The following is a 22,992-nucleotide window of genomic DNA, read 5'->3' as shown; positions in this document are numbered from 1 at the left end:
CAGTGAAAGTCGCAGTTCTCGGCGCCGGTGCGATCGGCGCCTACGTCGGCGCCGCGTTGCACCGCGCAGGCGCCGATGTGCACCTCGTCGCCCGTGGACCGCATCTGGCGGCCATGAGGCAGCACGGAGTAAGAGTCCTCAGCCCGCGCGGAGACTTCACCGCGCGGGCCCACGCCACCGACGACCCGGCCGAGATCGGTCCGGTCGACTATGTGTTCCTGGGCCTCAAGGCCAACTCGTACGCGGCGTGCGGGCCGCTGATCGAGCCCTTGCTGCACGACACCACGGCGGTGATCGCCGCCCAGAACGGCATCCCCTGGTGGTACTTCCACCGGCACGGCGGCCCGCACGACGGCCACCGGATCGAGAGTGTGGACCCGGACGGCACGGTCAGTGCGGTGCTCGCGCCCGAACGTGCGATCGGGTGTGTCGTGTACGCCGCGACCGAGCTCGAAGGACCAGGAGTCGTACGTCATCTCGAAGGCACCCGGTTCTCCATCGGCGAACCCGACCGCTCCCGCTCCGCGCGCTGCCAGGCGTTCAGCGAGGCCATGCAGACGGGCGGTCTCAAATGCCCGGTCGAACAGGACCTGCGCAACGACATCTGGCTCAAACTGCTCGGCAACATCTCCTTCAACCCGATCAGCGCGCTGGCCCGCGCCACGATGCGGCAGATGTGCCTGCACGGCGGCACGCGCAAGGTCATCGAGATCATGATGACCGAGACGCTCGCCGTCGCCGAGGCCCTCGGCTGCAAGGTGGGCGTGTCCATCGAGCGGCGCCTTGCCGGTGCCGAGCGCGTCGGCGACCACCGCACCTCCACGCTCCAGGACCTGGAGCGCGGCAAGCCGCTCGAACTCGACGTGCTGCTCGCGGCCGTCGTGGAACTGGCGGAGATCACCGAGGTTCCGGTGCCGACGCTCCGTACCGTCCATGCCATCTCGGATCTGCTCGCGCTGCGGACCGCGGCATGAGGACACCCGGCCCGGAGGGCTGCGGCGCCTTCGGGATGGTCGCGGGCACCCGCGCGACCACCGAAGTGCGCTACGCGGCGCAGAAGTTCGCACGTGCCGTGAAGATCACGGGCCACATGGACTCCCGCGACCGCACCCGTCACACACCGAGGGCCGCCGGTCTCCCGGCGGCCCTCGGCCCGGGGTGGGCTGCCACCTCGTCCGGCACGTGCAGGACAATGAGAGCGTGAAGGTCACCTCTCCGGACGACCCGGTGACCCACGGCAACCTCCGCATCAAGGGCCGCTTCGGCCACCAGCACGGACAGAACCGGGACTGATCAGGACATGGGACGAGTCACGGAACGACGCAAGGTGATCCGCATCCGGGACGGGGCCGTGAGCACCCGCCCGGACACGCTCGTCGCCGAGGAACCACTGGAGATCCGCCTCAACGGCAAATCGCTCGCGATCACCATGCGCACGCCGGGCGACGACTTCGCGCTCGCCGCGGGCTTCCTGGTCAGCGAGGGAGTGCTGGGCGAGGCCGACGAACTGCAGAACATCGTGTATTGCGCGGGCGCCACCGTCGACGGCTCCAACACGTACAACATCGTCGACGTACGGACGGCTCCCGGCGTCGTCATCCCCGACATCTCGCTCGAACGCAATGTGTACACGACGTCCTCCTGCGGCCTGTGCGGCAAGGCGAGCCTGGACGCGGTCCGGACGACGGCCCGCTGGACGATCGACGACACGAAGGGCGACACCACTCCCCCGGTCCGGCTGGAACCCGAGCTGCTCGCCGGCCTCCCCGACCGGCTGCGGGCGGCCCAGCGGGTCTTCGACCGGACCGGGGGCCTGCACGCGGCCGCGCTGTTCACGGAGGAGGGCGAGCTGGTCGACATACGTGAGGACGTGGGCCGGCACAACGCGGTGGACAAGCTGGTCGGCCGTGCCCTGCAGAACGGCACGCTCCCGCTCTCCCGGACGGTCCTGCTGGTCTCGGGGCGGGCCTCCTTCGAGCTGGCGCAGAAGGCGGTGATGGCGGGCATCCCGGTGCTCGCGGCGGTCTCGGCCCCGTCGTCCCTGGCGGTCGACCTGGCGGCGGAGACAGGCCTGACCCTGGTCGGCTTCCTGCGCGGCGCCTCCATGAACGTGTACGCGGGTGAGCACCGCATAGCCCTGCGGGCCGCGGCCGCCCAGGGCTGACCGGCTCCCCCGCGTCACGGCGGCGGGGGCCCGAACGGCGGGGAGCGCCCCCTGCGCCGGACGGGCCCCGCTGTTCTTTTGAAGGCTCGGTTCGCCTCCGGGGCGCAGCTGCATCAATGTGCGCCTACCGGCGCGTGGTGGTGTCGTCGATCAGCCCACGCCCAAGCGCACCTGCGCCGCCGTCACCACCGTGCCCAGGCGCGGGAAGTCCAGGCGCACGGAAGCGTCGTGTTCGGCGGCGGTGAACGCGGACATGGCGTCCTCGGCGAAGACGAGGTCGTAGCCGAGGTCGCCGGCGGCGCGGGCGGTCGACTCGACGCCCAGGTTGGTGGCGATCCCGCCGAAGACGAGCGTGGTGATGCCGTGTTCGCGCAGCCGCTCGTCGAGGCCGGTGCCCTGGAAGCCGCCGATGGTGCGCTTCACGATCTCGATGTCGCCCTCCGCCGCGAGTCCGGCGGCGAGTCCGCTGCCGGACGGCTGTTCGGCGACACCGGGCCGCTCGACCCGGATGAGGACGACCAGCGCGCCCGCCTTCCGGAAAGCCACCGCCAACTCCTCGGCCGTGGAGAGGACTTCGGTGCCTGTACGGGGTGCCAGGGGCAGCGCGACGATGCGGTCCATCAGGTCGACGAGCACGAGGGCCGTTCGCGCGGGGTCGAGGGCGGGCCGGGGTTCGGCTTCAGGTGCGGTCATGACGGAACGTTAGCTTGCGTCAGCCGTCCGTACCGGAAATCCGGATCAACAAGCCCATGAACTGCTCACGTTCGGCGGCAGAGAGCGGGGCCATCAGGACCTCGTTCGCCTCACGGCCCGCCTTCTCGCAGCGCTTGAGCAGCCGGGCACCCTCCTCGGTGATCGACACCGCGTTCTTGCGGCGGTCCCTCGGGTCCGGTTCGCGGACGACCAGACCCGCGGCCTGAAGGTCGTTGAGGACGCCGACGAGATCCTTCGGGTCGAGCTGAATGCCGCGGCCCAGCTCGGCCTGGGCGACGGGGCCGAGGTCGGAGACGGCGGAGAGCGCCACGTGGTGCCACATCTTCATGCCCTCGGCGGCCAGGGCCTCGGCGACGAGGGCGCGACCGCGGGCGGCGGCCCGGCCGAGGAGCCAGCTGGGGAGGGCGCGGATCGCGGACAGGGGGGCGGACATGCCGCCAGGGTAGCGAATAACCGTTGGACTTCCCAACGAATCTCCCGATACCGTTGGGACTCCCAACGACTTTAGACACCCCTGGAGGTGCGATGCGTCGCGTCCGCTACGAGCACACCGGCGGCCCGCTGTTCCTGGAAGACGTCCCCGTGCCCACCGCCGGGCCCGGCGAGCTGCTGGTCCGCGCCGAGGCGATCGGCGTGACCCTCCCCGTCGTACGCAAGGTGACCGAGGCGGCCGAGCCGATCCCGCTCGGCGGCGAGATCGCCGGGGAGGTCGTCGCCGCGGGTGAGGGTGTCACCCGCTTCCGGGCGGGCGACCGTGTCACCGGGCTCTGCTTCGGGCACGGGTACGCCGACTACGCACTCCTGCACGAGGCCATGGCCACACCCGTCCCCGGGAGCGCGAGCGCCGTCGACGCCGTCGCCCTCGTCCGCAGCGGGCTGGTCGCGCTCGGCACCCTGGAAGCGGCGCGCCCCGTCCGCGGTGAGTCGGCACTCGTCACGGCGGCGGCCGGCGGGGTCGGCCATCTCGCCGTCCAACTCGCCCGGCTGCGGGGCGCGTCGCGTGTCGTCGGTGCGGTGTCCGCCCCCGGGAAGGCGGAGTTCGTACGCGCTCTCGGCGCCGACGAGGTGATCACGTACGACAGTGGCGACTGGGGCACCCCCGTCGACTACGTCCTCGACGCGGTCGGCGGCGACCTGCTCACCCCGGCCGTCGCCGCGCTGACGCCGGGCGGGAGGCTGATCGCGTACAGCTCGGGCGGCGGGACTGTACAGGCGTACGACCTGCTGGTGGGCGCCAAGTCGGTGATCGGATTCCAGATGGCGCGGATCGCCCGCGGGGAGCCGGAGCTGTACGAGCGGTGGCGGCAGGAACTGTGGCGGCTGTTCACGGACGGTGCGCTGAAGCCCGCCGTGCACGGGGAGTTCGCGCTGGAGGACGCCGCGAAGGCGCACGACGCGATCGAGTCGCGGGGCAACCTCGGCAAGGTGGTACTGAGCCCCTGACCCGGGCAAGGGCGGGGCGGGGTGAGGGGCGGGTAATGCGGTCAGCCTCTGATATCCCGTCACCACCCATCCGGGGTACGAGGCGTAGGGCACACAACCCCGCGGCGCCGGGCTCGTTACTCCTGGCGAGTTCCATCGGGCCACGTCCGCGCGGCCCGTCGTCCGGGTAGGAGGCAGTTACTTGGATGCCGGCACCACCCTGCTCGGCTCGTTATTGGCCTGCGCGGGCGTGCTGGGCGCGGCCGTCGTGGCGTACTTGGGAAAGCGGGGCGAGAACGCCCTGAACGGTTTCTCCAGTCTTACCGACAAGCTGCAGTCCGAGCGCGACCGCCTTGAACGCCAGGTCGCGGAACGCGACACGCGTATCACCGAGTTGTCCTCGCTGCACGCGGCGGACCAGTCGGAGATCGCCCGGCTGCGCCTCGACATCCACCGTCTAGGAGGTGCGCCGTGAACGGGTTCCAGCGGCTGCTCGCCCTGCGCTGGCGCAGCATCTTCCTCGTCTGCGTGCTGATCGCCCTCTCCGGTGTCGCGGTGATCCTGTGGGCGCGCATCGACGCCGGAGACCGCAAGGCGGAGGAACTGCGCTCGGAGGCGGACCGGCGCGGCAAGGCGCTGTCCACGCTGGCGCAGGACGTACGCGCACTGCGCGCGCAGGTGCGGGCCGGCGGCGGCACCCCCGCGGCCCCGGACCCCTCCGAGGCAGTGGACAACCTCGTGGACCGGGTGCGCGTGCCCGCCGGAGCGCCGGGAGAACCCGGGGCCAAGGGCGAGCGGGGCGCGGGCGGCAGGACGGGTGCCACCGGGCAGCGCGGAGCACGCGGTGTACCCGGTCCCGTCGGTCCCACCGGCCCCACCGGTGTCTCCGGATCGCCGGGCCCCTCGGGAGCACCGGGCACGGACGGCCTTCCCGGCCCGGTGGGACCGCCCGGAGAGCAGGGCATCCAGGGTGCGCCGGGCCCCCAGGGGGTGCCGGGGTCATCGGGCACCTCGGGCACGAAGGGTGACAAGGGCGACCCCGGCGACAAGGGTGACCCCGGCCCGCCCGGCCCCCAGGGTGACCCCGGACCCGCCTGCCCGGACGGCTACACGCTCCAGGTGCCGGCGAACGACCCGGACGCCCTGGTGTGCCGCAAGGGCGGCGCGGGCGCGACACCGACTCCCCAGACCGCGGCCGTACTTCCGGTGCCGCTGCCCCTGCGGCGTCGGCGAGATCTGGCGTGAACATGACCGATGCACGCTTCTTGTGGGGCATCTGAGAGCCCAAGTAGCGTCTGCGACGCGAACGTTGGACGTGGGATGTCCAGAGTCTCCGGATTGCCCAGCCGCATGAAGGGCAGGTCGCACCATGCCGTCAAGTCTCCGCGCACGCCTCAGATCCACCCTCCGCGCACGTCTGAGAGCCACGCTCCGCGCACGCCTCGGATCGACTCGCCGAGTCCGTCTCACCCTCACCGCCGTTCTCACCACCGCCGCACTGCTCGCACTGCCCAGCCCGGCAGGGGCCGAACAGGCTTCCGCGGTAGGCGAGTTCGAGCAGCAGGTGCTCTTCAAGGCCTCCCAGGATCCGGGCTACGCCTGCTTCCGCATCCCGGCCGTCGTGAAGACGACCGAGGGCACGCTGCTGGCGTTCGCCGAAGGCCGCGTCCTCAACTGCGGTGACGCGGCCGACATCGACATCGTGGTCAAGCGCTCCACCGACGGCGGGCGCACCTGGGGCCCTCTCCAGGTCGTCAACGACGGCGGCGGCGACACGCACGGCAACCCCGCGCCCATCGTGGACCGCGAGACCGGCCGCATCCTGCTGGCGGAGACGTACAACAAGGGCCGTACGGACAGCGCGAGTTGTTCCGTCCCCTGCAACCGCACCCCGCACCTTCAGTACAGCGACGACGACGGACTGACCTGGTCGCAGCCGCGCGACCTGAGCGACGAGATCCTCCCGGCGAACTGGAACTCCTGGTATGCCACCGGGCCCGTGCACGGCATCCAGCTGACGCGGGGCAGGCACGCTGGACGGCTCGTCTTCGGCGTCAACACCGAGACGTGGGACGGCAGTAGGGTCACCACGAACAACGCCGCGCTGATCACCAGTGACGACGGCGGCGACCACTGGGACATCGGCGCGACCGACTCGTGGCCCATCGCCGACGACGGCACCTTCCGGCAGAAGCCCTCCGAGATGACGCTCACGGAACGCCTCGACGGATCCGTCCTCGTCAGCGGGCGGGAACAGGACGGCACCGACCTCGGCCACCGCACCCAGGCCGTCAGCCGCGACGGCGGCGACAGCTTCACGGGCTCCTTCCGCGACCTCCCGGACCTCTACGCACCCCAGGTCCAGGGCTCGTCGCTGCGCCTCGGCGACCGGATACTGCTGGCCTGCCCCGGTGACCCGGACCGCCGCCGGACCATGATGATCCGCTCCTCGTACGACGGTGGACGGACCTGGGAGAGCGTGGACCGCGGCACGGTCGTCACCACGGACTGGTCCGGCTACTCGGACATGGTCCGCGTCGACGGCGACACGGTGGGCCTGCTGTACGAGGGCGGCGCGGTCGACGCGCGCGACGAGATCCGCTTCGCCCGCTTCACCGAGGACTGGCTGACGCCACGTCGTGGCCCCGATCCGACCACGGCCGACCTCGCTCCGGGCACCGAGCGGGCCGCGGTCCTCGGCGGCGCCCAGGAGACGGACGGCGTGTCCGGCGGCGCGCTCGCGTTCGACGGCACCGACGACGCCGTACGACTGCCGTATCAGGACCAACTCCCGCTCGGGACGAAGGACTTCACGGCGTCGCTGTGGTTCCGCTATACCGCCACCACTGGTGAGCAGCCGCTGCTGTGGATGGGCGGGATCGGGACGTCGCAGCCGCAGGTGTGGCTGCGCGGCGAGCCCGCGTCCAACAGGATCACCGGGCTGATCACCACCAGGAACGGCGCGGCGGCGCCCACGTCGGCGTCCGTGCGCACCACGGGCTCGTACAACGACGGCCAGTGGCATCATCTGGCGCTGCGCCGTGGCGGCGGGCAGCTGACGCTGTTCGTCGACGGGACGACGGTCAGTACGGCCGACGTGCCCGGATCGGTCAGCCGGAACTCGCCGTTCGGGGTGCACATCGGTCAACGGCTCGACAGCCGGGCGTATTTCACCGGATCCATCGACGACGTACGGGTCTATGACCGGGCGTTGAGCGACGAGGAGTTGTCCGCGGAGCCCTCCCGGAACGTGACCCGGGACACCGTCCTGTGGCTCCCCATGGACCATGTGAGCAAAGGCCACTAACGTCCCGTCCGTGCCCGACGACGCACGAGCACGACGGCAGAACCAGACCGGGCTCGGCATCCTGCTGGCCCTGGTCTGCGCGGCCGTGCTGCTCACCGCCCTTCCGGACCATGACCGGGAGGGCGGCGGCGCGTGCACGGCCCGTACGCTCAGGTCCTGGTCCGCCGACGCGAGGCTCACCGGCGAGTTCGCCCGGTACGGAGACGACGCCTCCCGCACCGACGACTGGACCGGCGGCGACGGCACCCACTCCGTGCGGCTGCCGGACGGGCGGGTGCTGTGGCTGTTCTCGGACACCTATCTCGGCCTGGTGCACGGGCCACCGAACCCGGTCGGCGAGTCGTATGCCTGGCGTGACGTGAGCGCGCCCCTGGTGCGCAACTCGGCTGTCGTGATGTCCCGCGAGGGCCGTCTGCAGTCCACGCTTCCCGCGCCCGTGTTCCCGGACCCGGGGCCGCAGCAGTGGCGCTGGCCGGTCGCGGCCCGCGTCGAGCCCCGCGCCCCCGGCTCGCCGGAGAAGGTCGTACGCGTCCTGCTGTGGACCCGCACGGCGGGCCAGGCCCCCTGGATCTACGGCGTGCCCACCGCCACCGAGGTGGCCACGCTCTCCCTGCCCGACCTGCGCCTCGAAGGCATCAGCACGGTCCTCGACCAGCGGCTCGTCGCGGACGCCTCCCGGCGGGTGCTGTTCGGCACCTCGATGGTCGACGCGGGCGAGTGGACGTACGTCTTCGGCGGTGACGACGGTCAGGCCGCCTCGCGTCCCGTCTCGAAGGCGTACGTCGCGCGGGTGCCGCGCGGCAGGCTCGCCGAGCCGGGGGCCTGGGAGTACTGGGACGGCTCTGGGTGGGCGGTACGGGCGCGTCCGGCGCCGGTGCTCGGGGACGGACAGCGCACGGGTGTGGGCAGCGCGTTCACGGTGGTGCACGACGGCGGCACCTACGTCCTGTTCACCATGGCCGCCGGCACCGCGGGGCTGACGACGATCACGTCGTACTGGGCGTGCTCGCCGACCGGGCCCTGGCACGGGCCCACCCGCGGCTTCAGCCCGTCGCTCCCCCAGGGCGACGTGGCGGCGTACAACCCGCAGATGCATACGGAGCTGAGCCACGGGGACCGGCTCGTGCTCAGCTACGACGTCAACTGGCTGGACGCGACGGGTGTCTCGGCGCAGACGAATGTCAGCCGGAACGTGTCCCTGTACCGACCGCGATTCGTGACTCTGCGGCTGGCGGGACCGGGGTCGTAGCCGTTTCGGCGGCCTCGGCCGCCTCGGGGTCGTGGGCGCGGCGCTTGGCGATGACCGCGCACACCATGAGCTGCATCTGGTGGAAGAGCATCAGCGGGAGCACGGCGAGCGAGGCGTGCGCGCCGAACAGCACGCTGGCCATGGGGAGTCCGGAGGCCAGGGACTTCTTCGACCCGGCGAACTGGATCGCGATCCGGTCCTCCCGGTGGAAGTTCAGGGCCTTCGAGCCGTACCAGGTGAGCGCGAGCATCACGGCCAGCAGCACGGCCTCGACGACCAGGAGTCCGGCCAGCCTGACGGGGCTGACCTGATGCCAGATGCCCTGCACCATGCCCTCGCTGAACGCGGTGTAGACGACGAGCAGGATCGAGCCGCGGTCGACGTATCCGAGGACCTTCTTGTGCCGGGTGATGAAGCCGCCGATCCAGGGGCGCAGTACCTGCCCGGCCATGAACGGCACCAGCAGCTGGAGCACGATCTTGACGAGTGAGTCGGCGGAGAAACCGCCACCGCTGTTGCCGAGCAGAGCCGCCGCGAGCAGCGGGGTGATGACAATGCCCGCGAGGGAGGAGAAGGAGCCCGCGCAGATCGCGGCGGGCACGTTGCCGCGCGCTATCGAGGTGAACGCGATCGACGACTGGATGGTCGACGGGACGAGCGTGAGGAAGAGGAGGCCGGTGTAGAGGTTGTGCGTGAGGAACACCGGCTCAAGGCCGCGCGCGGCCAGGCCGAGCAGCGGGAAGATCACGAAGGTGCAGGCCAGGACCGTGCCGTGGAGCCGCCAGTGCTTGAGCCCCTCCAGCGCCTCACGGGTGGAGAGCCGGGCCCCGTAGAGGAAGAAGAGGAAGGCGATCCCGGCCGTGGAGGCGCCGGACGCCACGTCGGCGCCCGTACCCCGCGCCGGGAAGAGGGCCGCGAGGCCCACTGTCCCGAGCAACAGCAGGATGTACGGGTCGATCGGCATCCAACTCGGCCACTGCAGGCGTTTCACGGTGCTCCACTGCTCGCTTGTCGAAGGTGATCGTTCCGGGGCGGGTCGTGCCCTCTCCATCGTCCTCTCCGGAACCGCGATCGGGAATCCGTTTCACCGCTCTGACTGTCATCACGATGCGCGATAACCTGAAACCATGTACGACCCTTCGCAGCTGCGTACGTTCCTGGCGGTGGCCCAGACCCTGAGCTTCACCCAGGCCGCCCGCCGGCTCGGGCTGCGCCAGTCCACGGTCAGCCAGCATGTGCGCCGCCTTGAGGACGCCTGCGGACGCCAGCTCTTCGCACGGGACACGCACTCCGTGGAGCTGACGGAGGACGGCGAGGCGATGCTCGGCTTCGCGCGCCGGATCCTGGAGGTGCAGGAGCAGGCGACGGCGTTCTTCACGGGGACGCGGCTGCGCGGCCGGCTGCGCTTCGGCGCGTCCGAGGACTTCGTCCTGACCCGGCTGCCGGAGATCCTGGAGGGCTTCCGGTACGACCATCCCGAGGTGGACCTGGAGCTGACGGTCGAGCTGTCCGGCACGCTCCACGAGCAGCTCGCGGCGGGAAAGCTCGACCTGGTGCTGGCCAAGCGGCGGCCCGAGGACCCGCGCGGCGAGCTGGTCTGGCACGACAGCCTGGTGTGGATCGGCGCGGAACGGCTGCGCCTGGACCCCGACCGCCCGGTCCCCCTGATCGCCTACCCGCCCCCGGGCATCACCCGCGCCCTCGCCCTCGAAGCCCTGGAACGCCAGGGCCGCCCGTGGCGCATCGCCTGCACCAGCGGCAGCCTCAACGGCCTCATCGCCGCCGCCCGCGCCGGCCTGGGCGTCATGGCCCACTCACGGGGATTCGTCCCGCCGGGGCTGGTCCAGGTGCCGGAGCGGGCGGGGCTGCCGGAACTCGGCGAGGTCGACTTCGTCCTGGTGCACGGACGGCGGCGTACGTCCGCGCAGGAGGCGGCGGACGCACTGGCGGCGGCGATCCTCGGGGCCGGGGACCGGCTGCACCGGGGGCAGCGGGGCCAGGCCGACAGGGCCTAGCGGGACGGCTTCGTGTACGTCAGTTGCTTGACCCGGCGCAGGAACGGTGTCGTCTCGACGTACTGGACGCCGTCGAGGCTGCCGAGGCGGCCGCTCAGGTAGGCGTAGAGGCCGGCCGTGTCGCGGGCGACGGCGGTCACGACGATGTTGGAGGGGCCCGCCGTCGCGGAGGCGAAGGCGATCTCGTCGTGGGTGGCGAGGGCCTCGCCGACGGAGTGCAGGGCGGCGGGGGCGGCCGTGATCCACAGGCAGGCGGCGACGGCGTAGCCGAGGGTCTCGGAGTGGTACTCGACGTCGATGTACAGGGCGCCGGAGGCGATCAGCCCGGCCAGCCGGCGTTTGACGGCGGACTCGGAGCGGCCGGTGGCGCGTTGCAGCTCGGGGTAGGTGGCGCGCCCGTCGCGTTCGAGGGCGGCGACCAGCGGCTCGTCCTCGGGGTCGATCCGGGCGGGGCCGGTCGCTCGGGGCAACTCGGGCCGCAGCGCGTCGATCTGATCGTCCGTCAGCGCGGCGAATTTGCCGAGCCAGCCGTCGGGTCCGCCGTAGAAGCGGTACAGCAGCTGGTGCGCGCGGATCTCCATGATGCTCGGGGTGCGCGGGAGCTTGCCGAGCAGCAGGTCGTCGTGGTCACCGGGGCTGCGGGGGCGTGTCATGCAGACCACCTCGGTACCGCCCGAGGCAAGCCCGATCCAGGCGGTGTCGGGGCGCTTGGCCAGCGCCTCCGCGATGGCCTCGGCGCTGTCGGGCGCGCAGCGCAGCCGCAGCATCCAGTGGTCCTGGCCCAGCCGTTGGGCATCGCGGACGGCGACGACGCGAAGCCCGCCCTCGGCGCACAGCCTGCGGAAGCGCCGCGCGATCGTCTGGTCGGAGACCCCGAGCACCTCCGCGATCCGGCTGAAGGGCGCCCGGCCGTTCGCCTCCAGCGCGGCCAGCAGCTGGAGATCCAGCTGGTCGAAGGTGTGGGATTCCATCTCCATGGGGCCTGCCCTTGTCGGATTCCGTCGATCGGATGCCGGAGACCACCGCGATCATCCAGTGCGACCTCATCGTACGGAGGCATACGCATCCGTGGCACAAGGAGTTGAGGACATGCGTACATGGGGGCCGCTCACGGCGGTGTGCCTGGGGACGTTCATGCTGTTGCTGGACGTGACGATCGCCGTCGTCGCGCTGCCGGACATGGCACGGGCGCTGCACGCGACGCTGAGTGATCTGCAGTGGGTGATCGACGGGTACGCGCTCGCGCTCGCCGCGCTGCTGCTGGGCATCGGGGCGGCGGCCGACATCCTCGGCAGGCGCCGGGTGCATGTGGCGGGCGTCGTGCTGTTCGCGGTGGCGTCGCTGCTGTGCGGGCTCGCGTCGGGGCCCGGGATGCTGGTGGCCGCGCGGGGGCTGCAAGGTGTGGGCGCGGCGGCGATGTTCGCGACGACGCTGCCTCTGCTGGGTTCGGTCTACCAGGGACGGCAGCGGTCGGCGGCGCTCGGGGTGTGGGGCGCGGTGAGCGGCGGTGCGGCGGCCGTCGGACCGGTGCTCGGCGGGCTGCTCACCGAGGGGCCCGGCTGGCGGTGGATCTTCTTCGTGAACCTGCCGGTGAGCGTGGCGTCGGTGTGGCTGACGCTGAAGGTGGTGCCGGAGTCGCGCGGTCCGCGCGGGATGCGCGTCGACTGGGCGGGCACGGCGACGTTCGCGTGCTTCGCGGGGGCGACGACGTATGGAGTGGTGAAGGCCGGGGCGGAAGGCTGGGGTTCGGCGGTGACGGCGGTGTCCTTCGCCGTGGCGGCGCTCGCGCTCGCCGCCTTCGTCGCCGTCGAGCGTCGGGCGGCGTATCCGCTGCTGGACCTGTCGCTGCTGCGCAAGCCGGCGTTCATCGGCGTGATGACGGGCGCGCTGGCCTTCAACGGGGTGGCGTTCGGAGTGCTGCCGTACGTCTCGATCTGGATGCAGACGGTGCTGGGCATGAGCCCGGTACGCGGCGGCCTCACCCTGCTGCCGCTGACCGGCGCGTCGGTGGTGGTGGCGATCCTCGCCGGGAAACTGCTGCACGGGGTTCCGGCACGGCTGACGATAGGCGGCGGACTGCTGCTGATCGGCTCGGGCGCCCTGTGCCAGGCCGTACTGGACGCGGGCGCGAGCTGGACGGTGCTGGTGCCGGGCCTGGTGCTGGTGGGGATCGGCACCGGGTTCGTCTCCCCCGCGATCGCGGGCGCCGCGCTCGCCGCGGTACCGCCGGAGCGGGCGGGCATGGCGGGCGGCGCGGTCAACACGGTCCGCCAGCTCGGGTACGCGCTCGGGGTGGCCGTCTTCGGCACGGTCCTGACCTCCCGTATGCAGGACACACTGTCGCACGACGCGGCCCACACCCTGGCGGGCGGCGGCGCGGGCGCGCTGCGCGGAACCCTCTCGGAACACGCCCTGCGGGCCGCGTTCGCGTCGGGGCTGAACACGGCGACGCTGGCCGCGGGTGTGACGGGGATGATCGCCGGTGCGCTGGTGCTGACGCTGGTACGGACACCGCGGGCGGCGACGCCGAGCCCGGCGGCCGAGCCGGTCAAGGAGGCGGCGGGGCCGCGGAGTTGAGCACCAGGCCAGGGGCGGTGGTGTCGCGGAGCCGGCCCCGGGGGCCCGGGACCGTGGTGCACCTGAGGCTGCACTTCCGTCCCTGGCCCGCCGGCCGGTGGGTCCAGCAGGCTGGGGTCGGCAGAAGGGCGTGTCTGGCATGTATCTACGGACGTCTCATCTCGGGCGGCCCGGAGCACGACCAGTCGTGGGGCAACTATGTGACGGCCCCCTGCTGCTCGCCAACAAGTCGAGTGCCTTCACCGCGAGCCCGGAGCAGCCGGTGCCCTGGCTGGTGTACCGCCCCGCGTACGACCGGCGCTGGGCCGACGACCTCCGGCGCGCCGCCACCTCCGCGGCGGCGCGGAAGGAGGTGCGGCGGATCCAAGGCCTGGGCTTCACCTCGTACGCGCACCTCATCGAACGTCGGGCGCGCGAGCGGAACTGGCGGCTGCGCTGGTTCGACTCGGCGGAGGGTCTCTACCTCGCACTCGGAGCTGTTCCCGGCCCCGTGTCAACGGCTCTGGTGCCCTCTCCCGGGCCAGTCCCAGTGGAAAACGTACGGTCCATGTACCGGCGCCACGCGCACTTCGCGGCGTAACCGCGTCGTACAGATTCCGTGGAGATTACGGGCCCGAAACTTACGGAACCGTAAGAGATTCTGTCCGGCCCTTCCCCTTGTGCGGGCATTTCCTCGACTGACCTGTGCGGATGCCACGACCCCCGGCGCTCCGACCCCCCTCCCGCCCGGCGGCCCGGTGGGGTAGCTTTCACGGCGCTGTGCGGAGCGCCACAAGGAGCGGGATTGCGCGAGTTCACCAACCCTCCGTTGGCGTCGGCGCCGCCGGTGGGCGGCTTGGCCGACGTCGTCTTCGACCATGCCCTCGAAGACCCGCTGCGCATCGCCCTCGGCCGCAAGGACGAACAGGAGCAGTGGCGCGATGTGACGTCCGCGGAGTTCCGCGACGAGGTGCTCGCACTCGCCAAGGGCCTGCTCGCCCAGGGGATCCGGTTCGGGGACCGGGTCGCGATCATGTGCCGTACGCGCTACGAGTGGACGCTCTTCGACTTCGCGCTGTGGACGATCGGCGCCCAGGTCGTCCCCGTATACCCGACCTCCTCCGCCGAACAGGTCTTCTGGATGCTGCACGACGCCCAGGTGTCAGCGGTGATGGTGGAGCACGAGGACCACGCGATGACGATCGCCACGGTCGTCGAGCGGCTTCCGCAGCTGCACAAGCTGTGGCAGCTCGACGTGGGCGCCGTCCAGGAGCTGTACGAGGCGGGCGCGCACATCGACGACGAGGTGGTCCACCGGCACCGGCGCGCGGTCACGCCCGAGTCGACCGCGACGATCATCTACACCTCCGGCACCACCGGGCGCCCCAAGGGCTGTGTCATCTCGCACGCCAACTTCATGTTCGAGGCGGACACCGTCATCGCCCGCTGGGAGCCCGTCTTCCACTCCAAGCGGGGCGACGAGGCAGCCACGCTGCTGTTCCTGCCGCTCGCCCACGTCTTCGGGCGGATGGTGCAGGTCGCCGCGGTCCGCGGGAAGGTCAAGTTCGGGCACCAGCCGCAGCTGAACGCGGCCGCCCTGCTGCCGGACCTGGCCGCGTTCCAGCCGACGTTCTTCCTGGCGGTGCCGTACATCTTCGAGAAGGTCTTCAACGCGGCCCGCCGCAAGGCCGAGAAGGAGGGCAGGTCGGGCCCCTTCGAAAAAGCCGTCGAGGTCGCCGTGCGCTACGCGGACGCGGTCGAGGAGAAGGCCTGGGGCATCGGGCCAGGCCCCTCGGCGAGCCTGCGCATGCAGCACCAGCTGTTCGACAAGCTCGTCTACTCCAAGGTGCGCGCCGCGATGGGCGGCCGGGTCAAGCACGCGATGTCGGGCGGCTCGGCGATGGACCGGCGGCTCGGGCTGTTCTTCGCGGGCGCGGGTGTCTTCATCTACGAGGGGTACGGGCTCACCGAGTCCACGGCGGCCGCGACCGCCAATCCGCCCGAGCGCACCCGGTTCGGCTCCGTCGGTCAGGCGATCCCGGGCACCACGGTGCACATTGCGGACGACGGGGAGATCTGGCTGCGCGGCGAGAACGTCTTCCAGGGGTACCTCAACAACCAGAAGGCGACCGACGCGACCCTGCACGACGGCTGGCTCGCCACCGGTGACCTGGGCTCCCTCGACGAGGACGGCTATCTCACCATCACCGGCCGCAAGAAGGAGATCCTGGTGACCTCCGGCGGCAAGAGTGTCTCGCCGGGCGTCCTGGAGGAGCGGGTGCGCGACCATCCGCTGGTCGCCCAGTGCATCGTGGTCGGCAACGACCGGCCGTACATCGCGGCGCTCGTCACCCTCGACTCCGAGGCCGTCGAGCACTGGCTCCAGATGCGCGGCAAGCCGCAGCTGTCCCCCGCCGATCTGGTCCGTGACACCGATCTGGAGACCGAGGTGCGGCGTGCGGTGGTGGCCGCGAACACGCTGGTCTCGCAGGCCGAGTCGATCCGTACGTTCCGGATACTGGCCCACCAGTTCACCGAGGAGCACGGGCTGCTGACGCCTTCGCTGAAGCTGAAGCGGAAGGCGATCGAGAAGGCGTACTCGGCGGAGGTCGAGGCGCTGTACCGGGCGTGAGTCACATCTGACGGCTCATCACTTACCAACGCGTCAGATATTGACGGGTCGTCAGATTCAACCGAGACTTTCGGTCACCCGACGGAGGGGGACCGACGTGTCGCGCCCGATTCGCACCATGACCGCTGCCGTGGCCGCGCTGCTGCTCGCCACCACCGCCTGCAACTCGGCTTCCGGCGGCGGCAGTTCGGACAAGGCGGGAAGCTCCGTACGCGGGGTGACCGACGACTCCATCAAGGTGGGCGGGATCGTCTCGATGACGACCGCCACCGGGTACTCGAAGAAGGACACCGACCTCGGCGCTAAGGCCCGCTTCGACCGGGCGAACGCGGAGGGCGGGGTCAACGGCCGCAAGATCGACTACCTCGGTGCCGAGGACGACGGCCAGGACCCGGCCAAGAACCTCGCGGCGGCACGCAAACTCGTCCAGCAGGACAAGGTGTTCGCGATCGCGCCGATGAGTTCGACCACCTTCTCGGGGTCGGATTTCCTCCAGCAGCAGAAGGTGCCGACCTTCGGCTGGGGCACCCTCCCCTCCTTCTGCGGGCCCACCTACATCTACGGCTTCGGCGGCTGCATGGTGCCGATGCCCGGCGGCACGATCTCGCAGACCTGGCCGGAAGGGCTCAAGAAGGTGACGGGCGGCTCGCAGGGCAAGTCCGTGGCGATCCTGGCCAACGACAGCGACGCCGGCACCTTCGCCATCCGCACCTACAAGCAGAGCTTCGCCTCGGCGGGCTACAAGGTGACGTTCGCGAAGTCCTCCGTCCCCGCGGGCACCGTCCCGAGCGACTGGTCGGCGTACACGAAGGAGATCCTGCGCAGCAACGGCGGCAAGGCCCCCGACGCCGTGGTCTCCGTGATGCAGACCCCGTACAACATCGGCCTGTTCACCGCACTCAAGCGCGCCGGGTACGACGGTGTGCTCACCGATCCCACCGACTACGACCCCTCGCTGCTCGCCAAGAGCGCGACGAAGCAGGCGCTCGACGGAGTGCACATCCTGCTGTCGTTCCAGCCGTTCGAGCAGGACAGCGCGGCGATGCGGCAGTTCAAGGAGGACATCAAGAAGGCGGCCGGGAAGGATGTCCCGCTCAATATGCACATGATGACCGGGTACATGAGCGCCGACCTCTTCCTCGCCATCGCCGGGAAGGCGGGCAAGGACCTGACGGTGGCGTCCTTCCAGAAGGCGGCGGGAGCGTTCTCCGACACAGGCACGATGGTCGGCGACCGCGCCGAGCCCAAGGGGCAGAAGCAGTCGTTCGGCTGCGGGGCGCTCGTCCAGCTCAAGGACGGCAAGTACGTGGTGTCGGCGCCCTTCACGTGCTACCCGCCCATTCCCTTCAAGTAGCCGTACAGGGAGGGGGTTCGGGATGTCGGACCTGCTGGGGTTCGTGCTGAGCGGACTGGTGTCGGGCGCGCTGTACGCCCTGCTCGCGACCGGGCTCGTGCTGTCCTACTCGGCTTCGGGACTGTTCAACTTCGCGCACGGAGCCACCGCTTACCTGTGCGCGCTCGCCTTCTACGAGCTGCACTCGGGCCTCGGCTGGCCCGCCGTGCCGACGGCCGTGCTGCTGGTGTGCGTGATGGCGCCCGCGCTGGGCTGGGGCCTGGACCGGCTGATGTTCCGCAAACTGGCGCGGGTCGGCGAGACGGCCCAAATCGTCGCCACCATAGGGTTGTTGGTGGCGCTGCCCGCGCTGGGGCTGTGGATCGTGGAGCTCCTTGAGGACGCGGGGGTGTCCGTCAAACCCGCCGAGAACCAGTTCGGGCTTCCGGGGGTCGGGTCGAGCCCCGCGAAGTCGTGGCAGCTGATGGACGGAGTCGGCGTCGACTCCGATCAGTTGATCACGTGGGTCGCGACCGCCGTGGTCGCCGTCGGTCTGTGGATCCTGATGCGGCACACGCCGCTGGGCCTCAAACTCCGGGCTTCGGTGGACAATCGCTCCCTCGTGGAGCTGCGCGGGATGAGCGCGGACCGGCTGTCGTCGATCGCGTGGATGCTGTCGTCGGCGCTCGCCGGTCTCGCGGGCGTCCTCGCCACCCCTCTTCTCGGCCTGTCCGCCCATGACTTCACCCTCTTCCTCTTCGTCTCGGCGACGGCCGCGGTCCTCGGCCGCTTCGCCTCCGTTCCGCTCGCCTTCGCCGGCGGCCTCGGACTCGGGGTGCTGCAGAACCTGGTCGCCGGGTATGCGACGTTCGCCGAGCGGATCACCGGTTTCCGTACGGCCGTTCCGTTCCTGATCCTCTTCGCCGGGCTGCTGGTGCTGACCCGACGGCAGCGGACCGCGGGCACGGCGGCCACGGACGCACCGCCGGTGGACTATCTGGCGGGACGGTCGTGGGTACGGCGCTGGGGCCCCTGGACGGCGGCCGGACTGCTGCTCGCCCTCGCGCTCTACACGGTCACGACCCCCTTCTGGAGCGGTCTTCTCGCCCAAGGGCTCGCCCTGTCCCTGGTGTTCGTCTCGTTCACCGTGGTGACGGGGCTCGGCGCGATGGTGTCCCTGGCGCAGGCGACGTTCGTGACGGGCGCGGCGCTGGTGGCCGGGCTGCTGATGAGCCATGGCTGGCCGTTCGTGGCGGCTGCCGCGGTGGGGACGTGCGCGGCGGCGGTGCTGGGCGCTCTGGTGGCGCTGCCGGCACTGCGGCTCGGCGGACGCTCGCTGGCCCTGGCGACCCTCGCGCTGGCCTTCCTCGCCGACCAAGTCCTGTTCCAGATGGGCTGGTTGAGGAACGGGGACACGGGCTGGGCGATACCGCGGCCGGTCCTCGGCCCAGTGGATCTTGGCGACGACCGCGCGATGGGCGTGGCGATGATCGTGCTCGTCGCGCTGGCCGTGGCGGCGCTCAGCGCGCTGCGCGACTCGCCGTCCGGGCGCGCGATGCTCGCGGTCCGCTCGGCTCCGGCGGCGGCGATGGCGTCCGGCGTGTCGGTGATCCGCACCCAGCTCATGCTGTTCACGCTGTCGGCCGGGCTCGCGGGCTTCGGCGGCGTCATGTACGCGTCGTACAGCACGCGCATCACCGCGACCGACTTCACCGCGATGACGGGGCTGATCTGGCTCGCGGTCGTGGTGGCGGCCGGGGTGCGCCGCCCCCAGTTCGCGGTGGTCGCGGGGCTCGTCTACGCCGTCGTACCGCATCTGCTGTCGGACTACGTCACCGAGTCCGTCCATCTGCCGGTGCTCCTGTTCGGCCTGGCGGGGCTGGCGCTGGCCAATGACCCGGACGGGTACGCGGCAGCCGTGTCCACCCGGCTGCACCGCAGGCGCACGACGACGGCACCCCGAACACCCGCCGAGGCGCCTTCGGCGTCATCCCCCGAAGTGGCCCTCGAACTCCGCGCCGTCCACGCCGGATACGACGGAGCCCCCGTCCTCCACGGCGTCGACCTCGCCGTCCGCCCCGGCGAGATCCTCGCCCTCCTCGGCCCGAACGGCGCCGGAAAGACGACCGCGTGCCGCGTCGCCGCCGGGCTGCTGACCCCGCTCACCGGCCAGGTGTACGTCGCCGGGCGCGACGCCACGCGCGAGCGGGCCGTCCGACGGTCCCGGGCGGGGATCGTCCTGGCGCCCGAAGGACGCGGGATCTTCCCGTCCCTCACCATCGAGGAGAACCTCGCCCTGCATCTGCGCGCCAAGGACGAACGCGACGCCGTGTACGCCCGCTTCCCCGGCCTCGCGGCACGCCGTGGCGTCCTCGCCGGCTCGCTGTCCGGCGGCGAGCAGCAAATGCTCGCGCTCGCGCCGCTCCTCCAGCGCCCGCCGAAGGTACTGATCGCGGACGAGCCCTCCCTCGGCCTCGCCCCGCGCGTGGTCGAGGAGGTGTTCCGGCTGCTGACCGAACTGAAGCGGGCGGGCACGGCACTGCTGCTGGTCGAGGAGAAGGCCACCGAGGTCCTCGGGATCGCCTCCAGGGTCGCGTATCTCACCCAGGGGCGGGTGACGTGGTGCGGCCCGCGCGAGGAGGTGGAGGCGGACCGGCTGGCGGAGGCCTACCTGGGGATCGCGGCCGGGAGCGCATCAGGAGCGCCCGAAGGTGCCGGAGGTCCCGAAGGTTCCGGACAACCAGGCCGCTGGCCCGGAGGGATGGTGCGGCCATGACGGACGCTCCAGTTGCTCCGGTGCTCGAAGCCGTCGGCATCGGTGTCCGCTTCGGCGGCGTCCGCGCCCTCGACGGAGTGGACCTCGCCCTGCGCCCCGGCGAGGTGTGCGGACTCATCGGACCCAACGGCGCCGGAAAGACCACCCTCTTCGACGCCCTGTCGGGCATCCGCCGCCCCGACGACGGCCGCGTCCTCCTCGACGGCGCGGACATCACCCGCCGCTCCCCCGTCTGGCGCGCCCGCCACGGCATGCGCCGCACCTTCCAGCGGCAACAGCTGTTCGGCCAGCTCACGGTGGCCGACAACCTGGTCGTCGCCCAGGAGTGGCGCGGGGGCGGCGGCGGCCTCGCGGCGGATCTGCTGGCGGCGCCGACCAGGCGTGCGTACGAGAGGAGCCGTCGGGAGCGTGCGGCGGCCGTGCTGCGCGAGTGCGGGCTGGGCGACATCGGTACCTCGTACGCCGGGGCGCTCCCGGTGGGCCGGGCCCGCATGGTGGAGCTGGCGCGTGCGGTCGCGGATCCGCCCAGGGTGTTGCTGCTGGACGAACCCGCGAGTGGAATGACAGACAGTGAGAGTGGTCATCTGCTGTCTGTCATCCGTCATCTGACAGTTGAGGAACGGTGCGCGGTCCTCCTCGTCGAGCACAACGTCGCCTTCGTCATGGAACTCTGCACCCGCGTCGTCGTCCTCGACCTCGGCCACGTCCTCGCCGAGGGCACGCCGGCCGAGGTGCGCGCCGACCCGAAGGTCACCGACGCGTACCTCGGCACCGCGCCCGCTCAGTGACCGCTAGTCGATGCTCACCTTGAAGATCTTGTCCGAGCCGTCCGCCGCACCTCCGTTGTTGTCGCAGTTGGTGGTCGAGAGCCAGAGCTGGTCGGCGCCCGGGACCTTGGTGACCGTGCGCAGCCGGCCGTAGGTGCCGACGTAGTACGCGGTCGCCGTGCCGACGTTCTCCGTGTCACCGTTGATGGGGATGCGCCACAGCCGTTCGCCGCGCAGGGATGCCATGTAGATGACGTTGCGGACGATGGCGATGCCGCTGGGCGAGGCCTCGGAGACGTTCCAGGTCTTCTTGGGGTTGGTCATCCCGGCGACGCTGCACGTGCCCTCGCAGGTCGGCCAGCCGTAGTTGGCGCCCGGCTTGATGAGGTTCAGCTCGTCCTTGGAACTGTCGCCGAACTCGGCCTCCCACAGGCGCCCGTTGCGGTCGAAGGCCAGGCCCTGCGGGTTGCGGTGGCCGTAGCTGTAGACGTAGTTGCCGAACGGGTTGCCGGGAGCCGCCTTGCCGTCCGTCGTCATGCGCAGGATCTTGCCGTTGAGGGAGTTCTTGTCCTGCGCGAGGTCGGGCGTCTGGGCCTCGCCGGTGGAGACGTACAGATAGCCGTCGGGGCCGAAGGCGAGCCGTCCGCCGTTGTGGTAGCGGTTCTTCTTGATGCCCTGGAGGAGGACCGTGTAGCCGGTCAGCGAGCTGCCGTTGTACGTCATGCGGACGACGCGGTTGCCCTCGGACGCCGTATGCATGAAGTACACGTAGTGGTCGGTCTCCCACTTCGGGTCGACGGCCACGCCGAGCAGACCGCCCTCACCGTTCGTCGTCACCGCGTTCGGCACGGTCCCGACCTGCGTCTTCGTGCCGTCCTTCGTGACCTTCCAGACCCGGAAGTCGTCCCGCTCGGTGACCAGCGCGCTCTGCCCGTCGGGCATCCAGTACGTGCCCCAGGGGATCGTCCAGCCGCTGGAGACCGTCCCGATCGACGACGGGACCCCGCCGTCCGTCGCGCACGCCTGGGTCGTGAAGGTGACCGTGTTGCTCTGCGGGGAGACATTGCCCGCCGCGTCGCGCGCCACCACGTTCAGCGTGTACGGGCTGTTGCAGGCGAGTCCGGTGAGCGTGGTCGCCGTACCGCTCGCCACACTCTTGTAGACCGTCGTCCCGCTGCGCACGTCGTACCCGGCCACCGCCTTGTCGTCCGTCGAGGCGCCCCAGGCGAGGTCGACGCTGTTGGCGGTCACGTTGGAGGAGGTGAGGGTGCCGGGCTTGGTCGGCGGTGTGGTGTCGGAGCTCGGCGGGGTCGTGCAGTCGACGACCGGGCTGGCCTGCGAGGCGTTGCCGGCCGCGTCCCGGGCGATGACGGTCAGGTTGTAGGTGGTGCGGGGGCTGAGCCCGGTGAGGGTCTTGGACGTCGTGTCGCCCGGCGCCTCGCTGAGCTTGTTGCCGTGTTCGTAGATGTCGTACGCCGTCACGCCGACGTTGTCCGTCGAGGCGCCCCACGCGAGGGTCAGGCCGTCCTCCGACACCGCTGAGCAACTCGGCTGGCCCGGGCGGCTCGGTGCCTGGGTGTCGGCAGCCGCGCCGATGCCGATCCGGTCGAGGTTGGGGCCGCCGTTGGCGGTGGTGGCGGTCGCGCGGATCTTGTTGGAGCCCGCGTTCAGGGGAACGTCGACGCTCTTGGTCGCCCACGTGTCCCAGTTGGTGGTGGCCGGGAAGGAGACGCCGGTGGCGACGACCGTCCCGTTGACGGAGATGTTCATCGGCCGGTCGGTGGTCGTACCGTTGGCGTACCGCAGGGCCAGCGACGAGGTGCCCGCCGAGGCCGCGCTCACCGCGAACTCCACGTACGAGCCGGTGGTGTTGGTGTAGTCGACGAAGCCGGTGCCCGTGTAGCCGGTGTGGTTGGAGGCCACCGCGCCCTGCGAGATCGTGGCGTCCTCGGCCTGGTAGTCGGTGGCCGCCCGGGCCATCGAGCCGGTCAGCCCGACGAGCGGCACGGCCAGGGCCAGGGAAAGGCACCAGGGAAGTGCTCTGCTGAGTTTCATGG

General features: G+C 71.1%; 20 protein-coding genes and 1 pseudogene. 16 read left to right on the top strand and 5 right to left on the bottom strand.

What is annotated here, in order from left to right:
- Positions 1-2: 2 nt before the first annotated feature.
- The 4 genes and pseudogenes from AB5J50_RS42390 to fdhD all read left to right on the top strand — a co-directional run bounded on the left by AB5J50_RS42390 (position 3) and on the right by fdhD (position 2,164).
- Positions 3-974 (top strand): 2-dehydropantoate 2-reductase, encoded by a 972-nt coding sequence (locus AB5J50_RS42390; protein WP_369263919.1) that lies wholly within the window; start codon positions 3-5, stop codon positions 972-974.
- The gene (locus AB5J50_RS42385; protein ID WP_369265770.1) at positions 971-1,204 is read left to right on the top strand and encodes a hypothetical protein; all 234 of its coding nucleotides are present in this window, start codon (positions 971-973) and stop codon (positions 1,202-1,204) included. The genes AB5J50_RS42390 and AB5J50_RS42385 overlap by 4 nt, the downstream gene beginning before the upstream one ends.
- A pseudogene (locus AB5J50_RS42380) lies at positions 1,156-1,293 on the top strand (Fe-S-binding domain-containing protein); the annotation flags it as partial. The gene AB5J50_RS42385 and the pseudogene AB5J50_RS42380, both read left to right, overlap by 49 nt.
- A gap of 7 nt (positions 1,294-1,300) precedes the next feature.
- Positions 1,301-2,164 carry a formate dehydrogenase accessory sulfurtransferase FdhD gene (gene fdhD / locus AB5J50_RS42375; protein ID WP_327433344.1) on the top strand — a complete coding sequence of 288 codons (864 nt, stop codon included), beginning with the start codon at positions 1,301-1,303 and terminating at the stop codon, positions 2,162-2,164.
- A 150-nt stretch (positions 2,165-2,314) separates the two neighbouring features.
- Here fdhD and AB5J50_RS42370 read toward each other — a convergent pair whose 3' ends face one another.
- Together AB5J50_RS42370 and AB5J50_RS42365 are read right to left on the bottom strand one after the other, a co-directional pair.
- Positions 2,315-2,857, bottom strand: coding sequence for an isochorismatase family protein (locus AB5J50_RS42370; protein ID WP_369263918.1), 543 nt, complete (start codon positions 2,855-2,857; stop codon positions 2,315-2,317).
- 19 nt (positions 2,858-2,876) lie between these two features.
- Positions 2,877-3,311, bottom strand: coding sequence for a MarR family winged helix-turn-helix transcriptional regulator (locus tag AB5J50_RS42365; RefSeq protein WP_369263917.1), 435 nt, complete (start codon positions 3,309-3,311; stop codon positions 2,877-2,879).
- Between the two features lie 92 nt (positions 3,312-3,403).
- Between AB5J50_RS42365 and AB5J50_RS42360 the strand changes: the two genes are divergently transcribed.
- The 5 genes from AB5J50_RS42360 to AB5J50_RS42340 all read left to right on the top strand — a co-directional run bounded on the left by AB5J50_RS42360 (position 3,404) and on the right by AB5J50_RS42340 (position 8,856).
- Positions 3,404-4,321, top strand: coding sequence for a zinc-binding alcohol dehydrogenase family protein (locus AB5J50_RS42360; protein ID WP_369263916.1), 918 nt, complete (start codon positions 3,404-3,406; stop codon positions 4,319-4,321).
- Between the two features lie 181 nt (positions 4,322-4,502).
- A complete protein-coding gene (locus tag AB5J50_RS42355) occupies positions 4,503-4,775 on the top strand; it encodes a hypothetical protein (RefSeq protein ID WP_327433340.1) in 273 nt (90 codons plus the stop codon).
- The gene (locus AB5J50_RS42350; protein ID WP_369263915.1) at positions 4,772-5,545 is read left to right on the top strand and encodes a collagen-like protein; all 774 of its coding nucleotides are present in this window, start codon (positions 4,772-4,774) and stop codon (positions 5,543-5,545) included. The genes AB5J50_RS42355 and AB5J50_RS42350 overlap by 4 nt, the downstream gene beginning before the upstream one ends.
- 124 nt (positions 5,546-5,669) lie before the next feature.
- Positions 5,670-7,607 (top strand): exo-alpha-sialidase, encoded by a 1,938-nt coding sequence (locus AB5J50_RS42345; RefSeq protein ID WP_369263914.1) that lies wholly within the window; start codon positions 5,670-5,672, stop codon positions 7,605-7,607.
- A gap of 10 nt (positions 7,608-7,617) precedes the next feature.
- On the top strand, positions 7,618-8,856 hold the full coding sequence (locus AB5J50_RS42340) for a DUF4185 domain-containing protein (RefSeq protein WP_369263913.1): 1,239 nt from the start codon (positions 7,618-7,620) through the stop codon (positions 8,854-8,856).
- On the opposite strand, the gene AB5J50_RS42335 is transcribed toward AB5J50_RS42340, so the two are convergent.
- Positions 8,789-9,847 (bottom strand): bile acid:sodium symporter family protein, encoded by a 1,059-nt coding sequence (locus tag AB5J50_RS42335; RefSeq protein WP_369263912.1) that lies wholly within the window; start codon positions 9,845-9,847, stop codon positions 8,789-8,791. The two genes, AB5J50_RS42340 and AB5J50_RS42335, sit on opposite strands and share 68 nt — an antisense overlap.
- 136 nt (positions 9,848-9,983) lie before the next feature.
- On the opposite strand from AB5J50_RS42335, the gene AB5J50_RS42330 reads away from it, so the two are divergent.
- The gene (locus AB5J50_RS42330; protein WP_369263911.1) at positions 9,984-10,871 is read left to right on the top strand and encodes a LysR substrate-binding domain-containing protein; all 888 of its coding nucleotides are present in this window, start codon (positions 9,984-9,986) and stop codon (positions 10,869-10,871) included.
- On the opposite strand, the gene AB5J50_RS42325 is transcribed toward AB5J50_RS42330, so the two are convergent.
- A complete protein-coding gene (locus AB5J50_RS42325) occupies positions 10,868-11,848 on the bottom strand; it encodes an Lrp/AsnC family transcriptional regulator (protein ID WP_369263910.1) in 981 nt (326 codons plus the stop codon). The genes AB5J50_RS42330 and AB5J50_RS42325 overlap by 4 nt on opposite strands.
- Positions 11,849-11,960: 112 nt before the next feature.
- Here AB5J50_RS42325 and AB5J50_RS42320 point away from each other — a divergent pair, with 112 nt between their 5' ends.
- The 6 genes from AB5J50_RS42320 to AB5J50_RS42295 all read left to right on the top strand — a co-directional run bounded on the left by AB5J50_RS42320 (position 11,961) and on the right by AB5J50_RS42295 (position 20,956).
- The gene (locus AB5J50_RS42320) at positions 11,961-13,448 is read left to right on the top strand and encodes an MFS transporter (RefSeq protein ID WP_369263909.1); all 1,488 of its coding nucleotides are present in this window, start codon (positions 11,961-11,963) and stop codon (positions 13,446-13,448) included.
- Between the two features lie 187 nt (positions 13,449-13,635).
- Positions 13,636-14,028, top strand: coding sequence for a hypothetical protein (locus AB5J50_RS42315; RefSeq protein ID WP_369263908.1), 393 nt, complete (start codon positions 13,636-13,638; stop codon positions 14,026-14,028).
- Between the two features lie 204 nt (positions 14,029-14,232).
- Positions 14,233-16,059, top strand: coding sequence for a long-chain fatty acid--CoA ligase (locus AB5J50_RS42310; RefSeq protein ID WP_369263907.1), 1,827 nt, complete (start codon positions 14,233-14,235; stop codon positions 16,057-16,059).
- 97 nt (positions 16,060-16,156) lie between these two features.
- Positions 16,157-17,413, top strand: a complete 1,257-nt coding sequence (locus tag AB5J50_RS42305; RefSeq protein WP_369263906.1) for an ABC transporter substrate-binding protein — start codon at positions 16,157-16,159, stop codon at positions 17,411-17,413.
- A gap of 22 nt (positions 17,414-17,435) precedes the next feature.
- Positions 17,436-20,168 carry an ATP-binding cassette domain-containing protein gene (locus tag AB5J50_RS42300; protein WP_369263905.1) on the top strand — a complete coding sequence of 911 codons (2,733 nt, stop codon included), beginning with the start codon at positions 17,436-17,438 and terminating at the stop codon, positions 20,166-20,168.
- On the top strand, positions 20,165-20,956 hold the full coding sequence (locus tag AB5J50_RS42295) for an ABC transporter ATP-binding protein (RefSeq protein WP_369263904.1): 792 nt from the start codon (positions 20,165-20,167) through the stop codon (positions 20,954-20,956). The genes AB5J50_RS42300 and AB5J50_RS42295 overlap by 4 nt, the downstream gene beginning before the upstream one ends.
- A 3-nt stretch (positions 20,957-20,959) precedes the next feature.
- Here AB5J50_RS42295 and AB5J50_RS42290 read toward each other — a convergent pair whose 3' ends face one another.
- Positions 20,960-22,990 (bottom strand): PQQ-dependent sugar dehydrogenase, encoded by a 2,031-nt coding sequence (locus tag AB5J50_RS42290; protein WP_369263903.1) that lies wholly within the window; start codon positions 22,988-22,990, stop codon positions 20,960-20,962.
- Between the last annotated feature and the right edge of the window lie 2 nt (positions 22,991-22,992).

It is taken from the genome of Streptomyces sp. R35 (assembly GCF_041053035.1).
Lineage (GTDB): Bacteria > Actinomycetota > Actinomycetes > Streptomycetales > Streptomycetaceae > Streptomyces > Streptomyces lutosisoli.
Note: the sequence above shows the minus strand (reverse complement) of the source record. Positions and strands in the feature narration are given on the sequence as shown.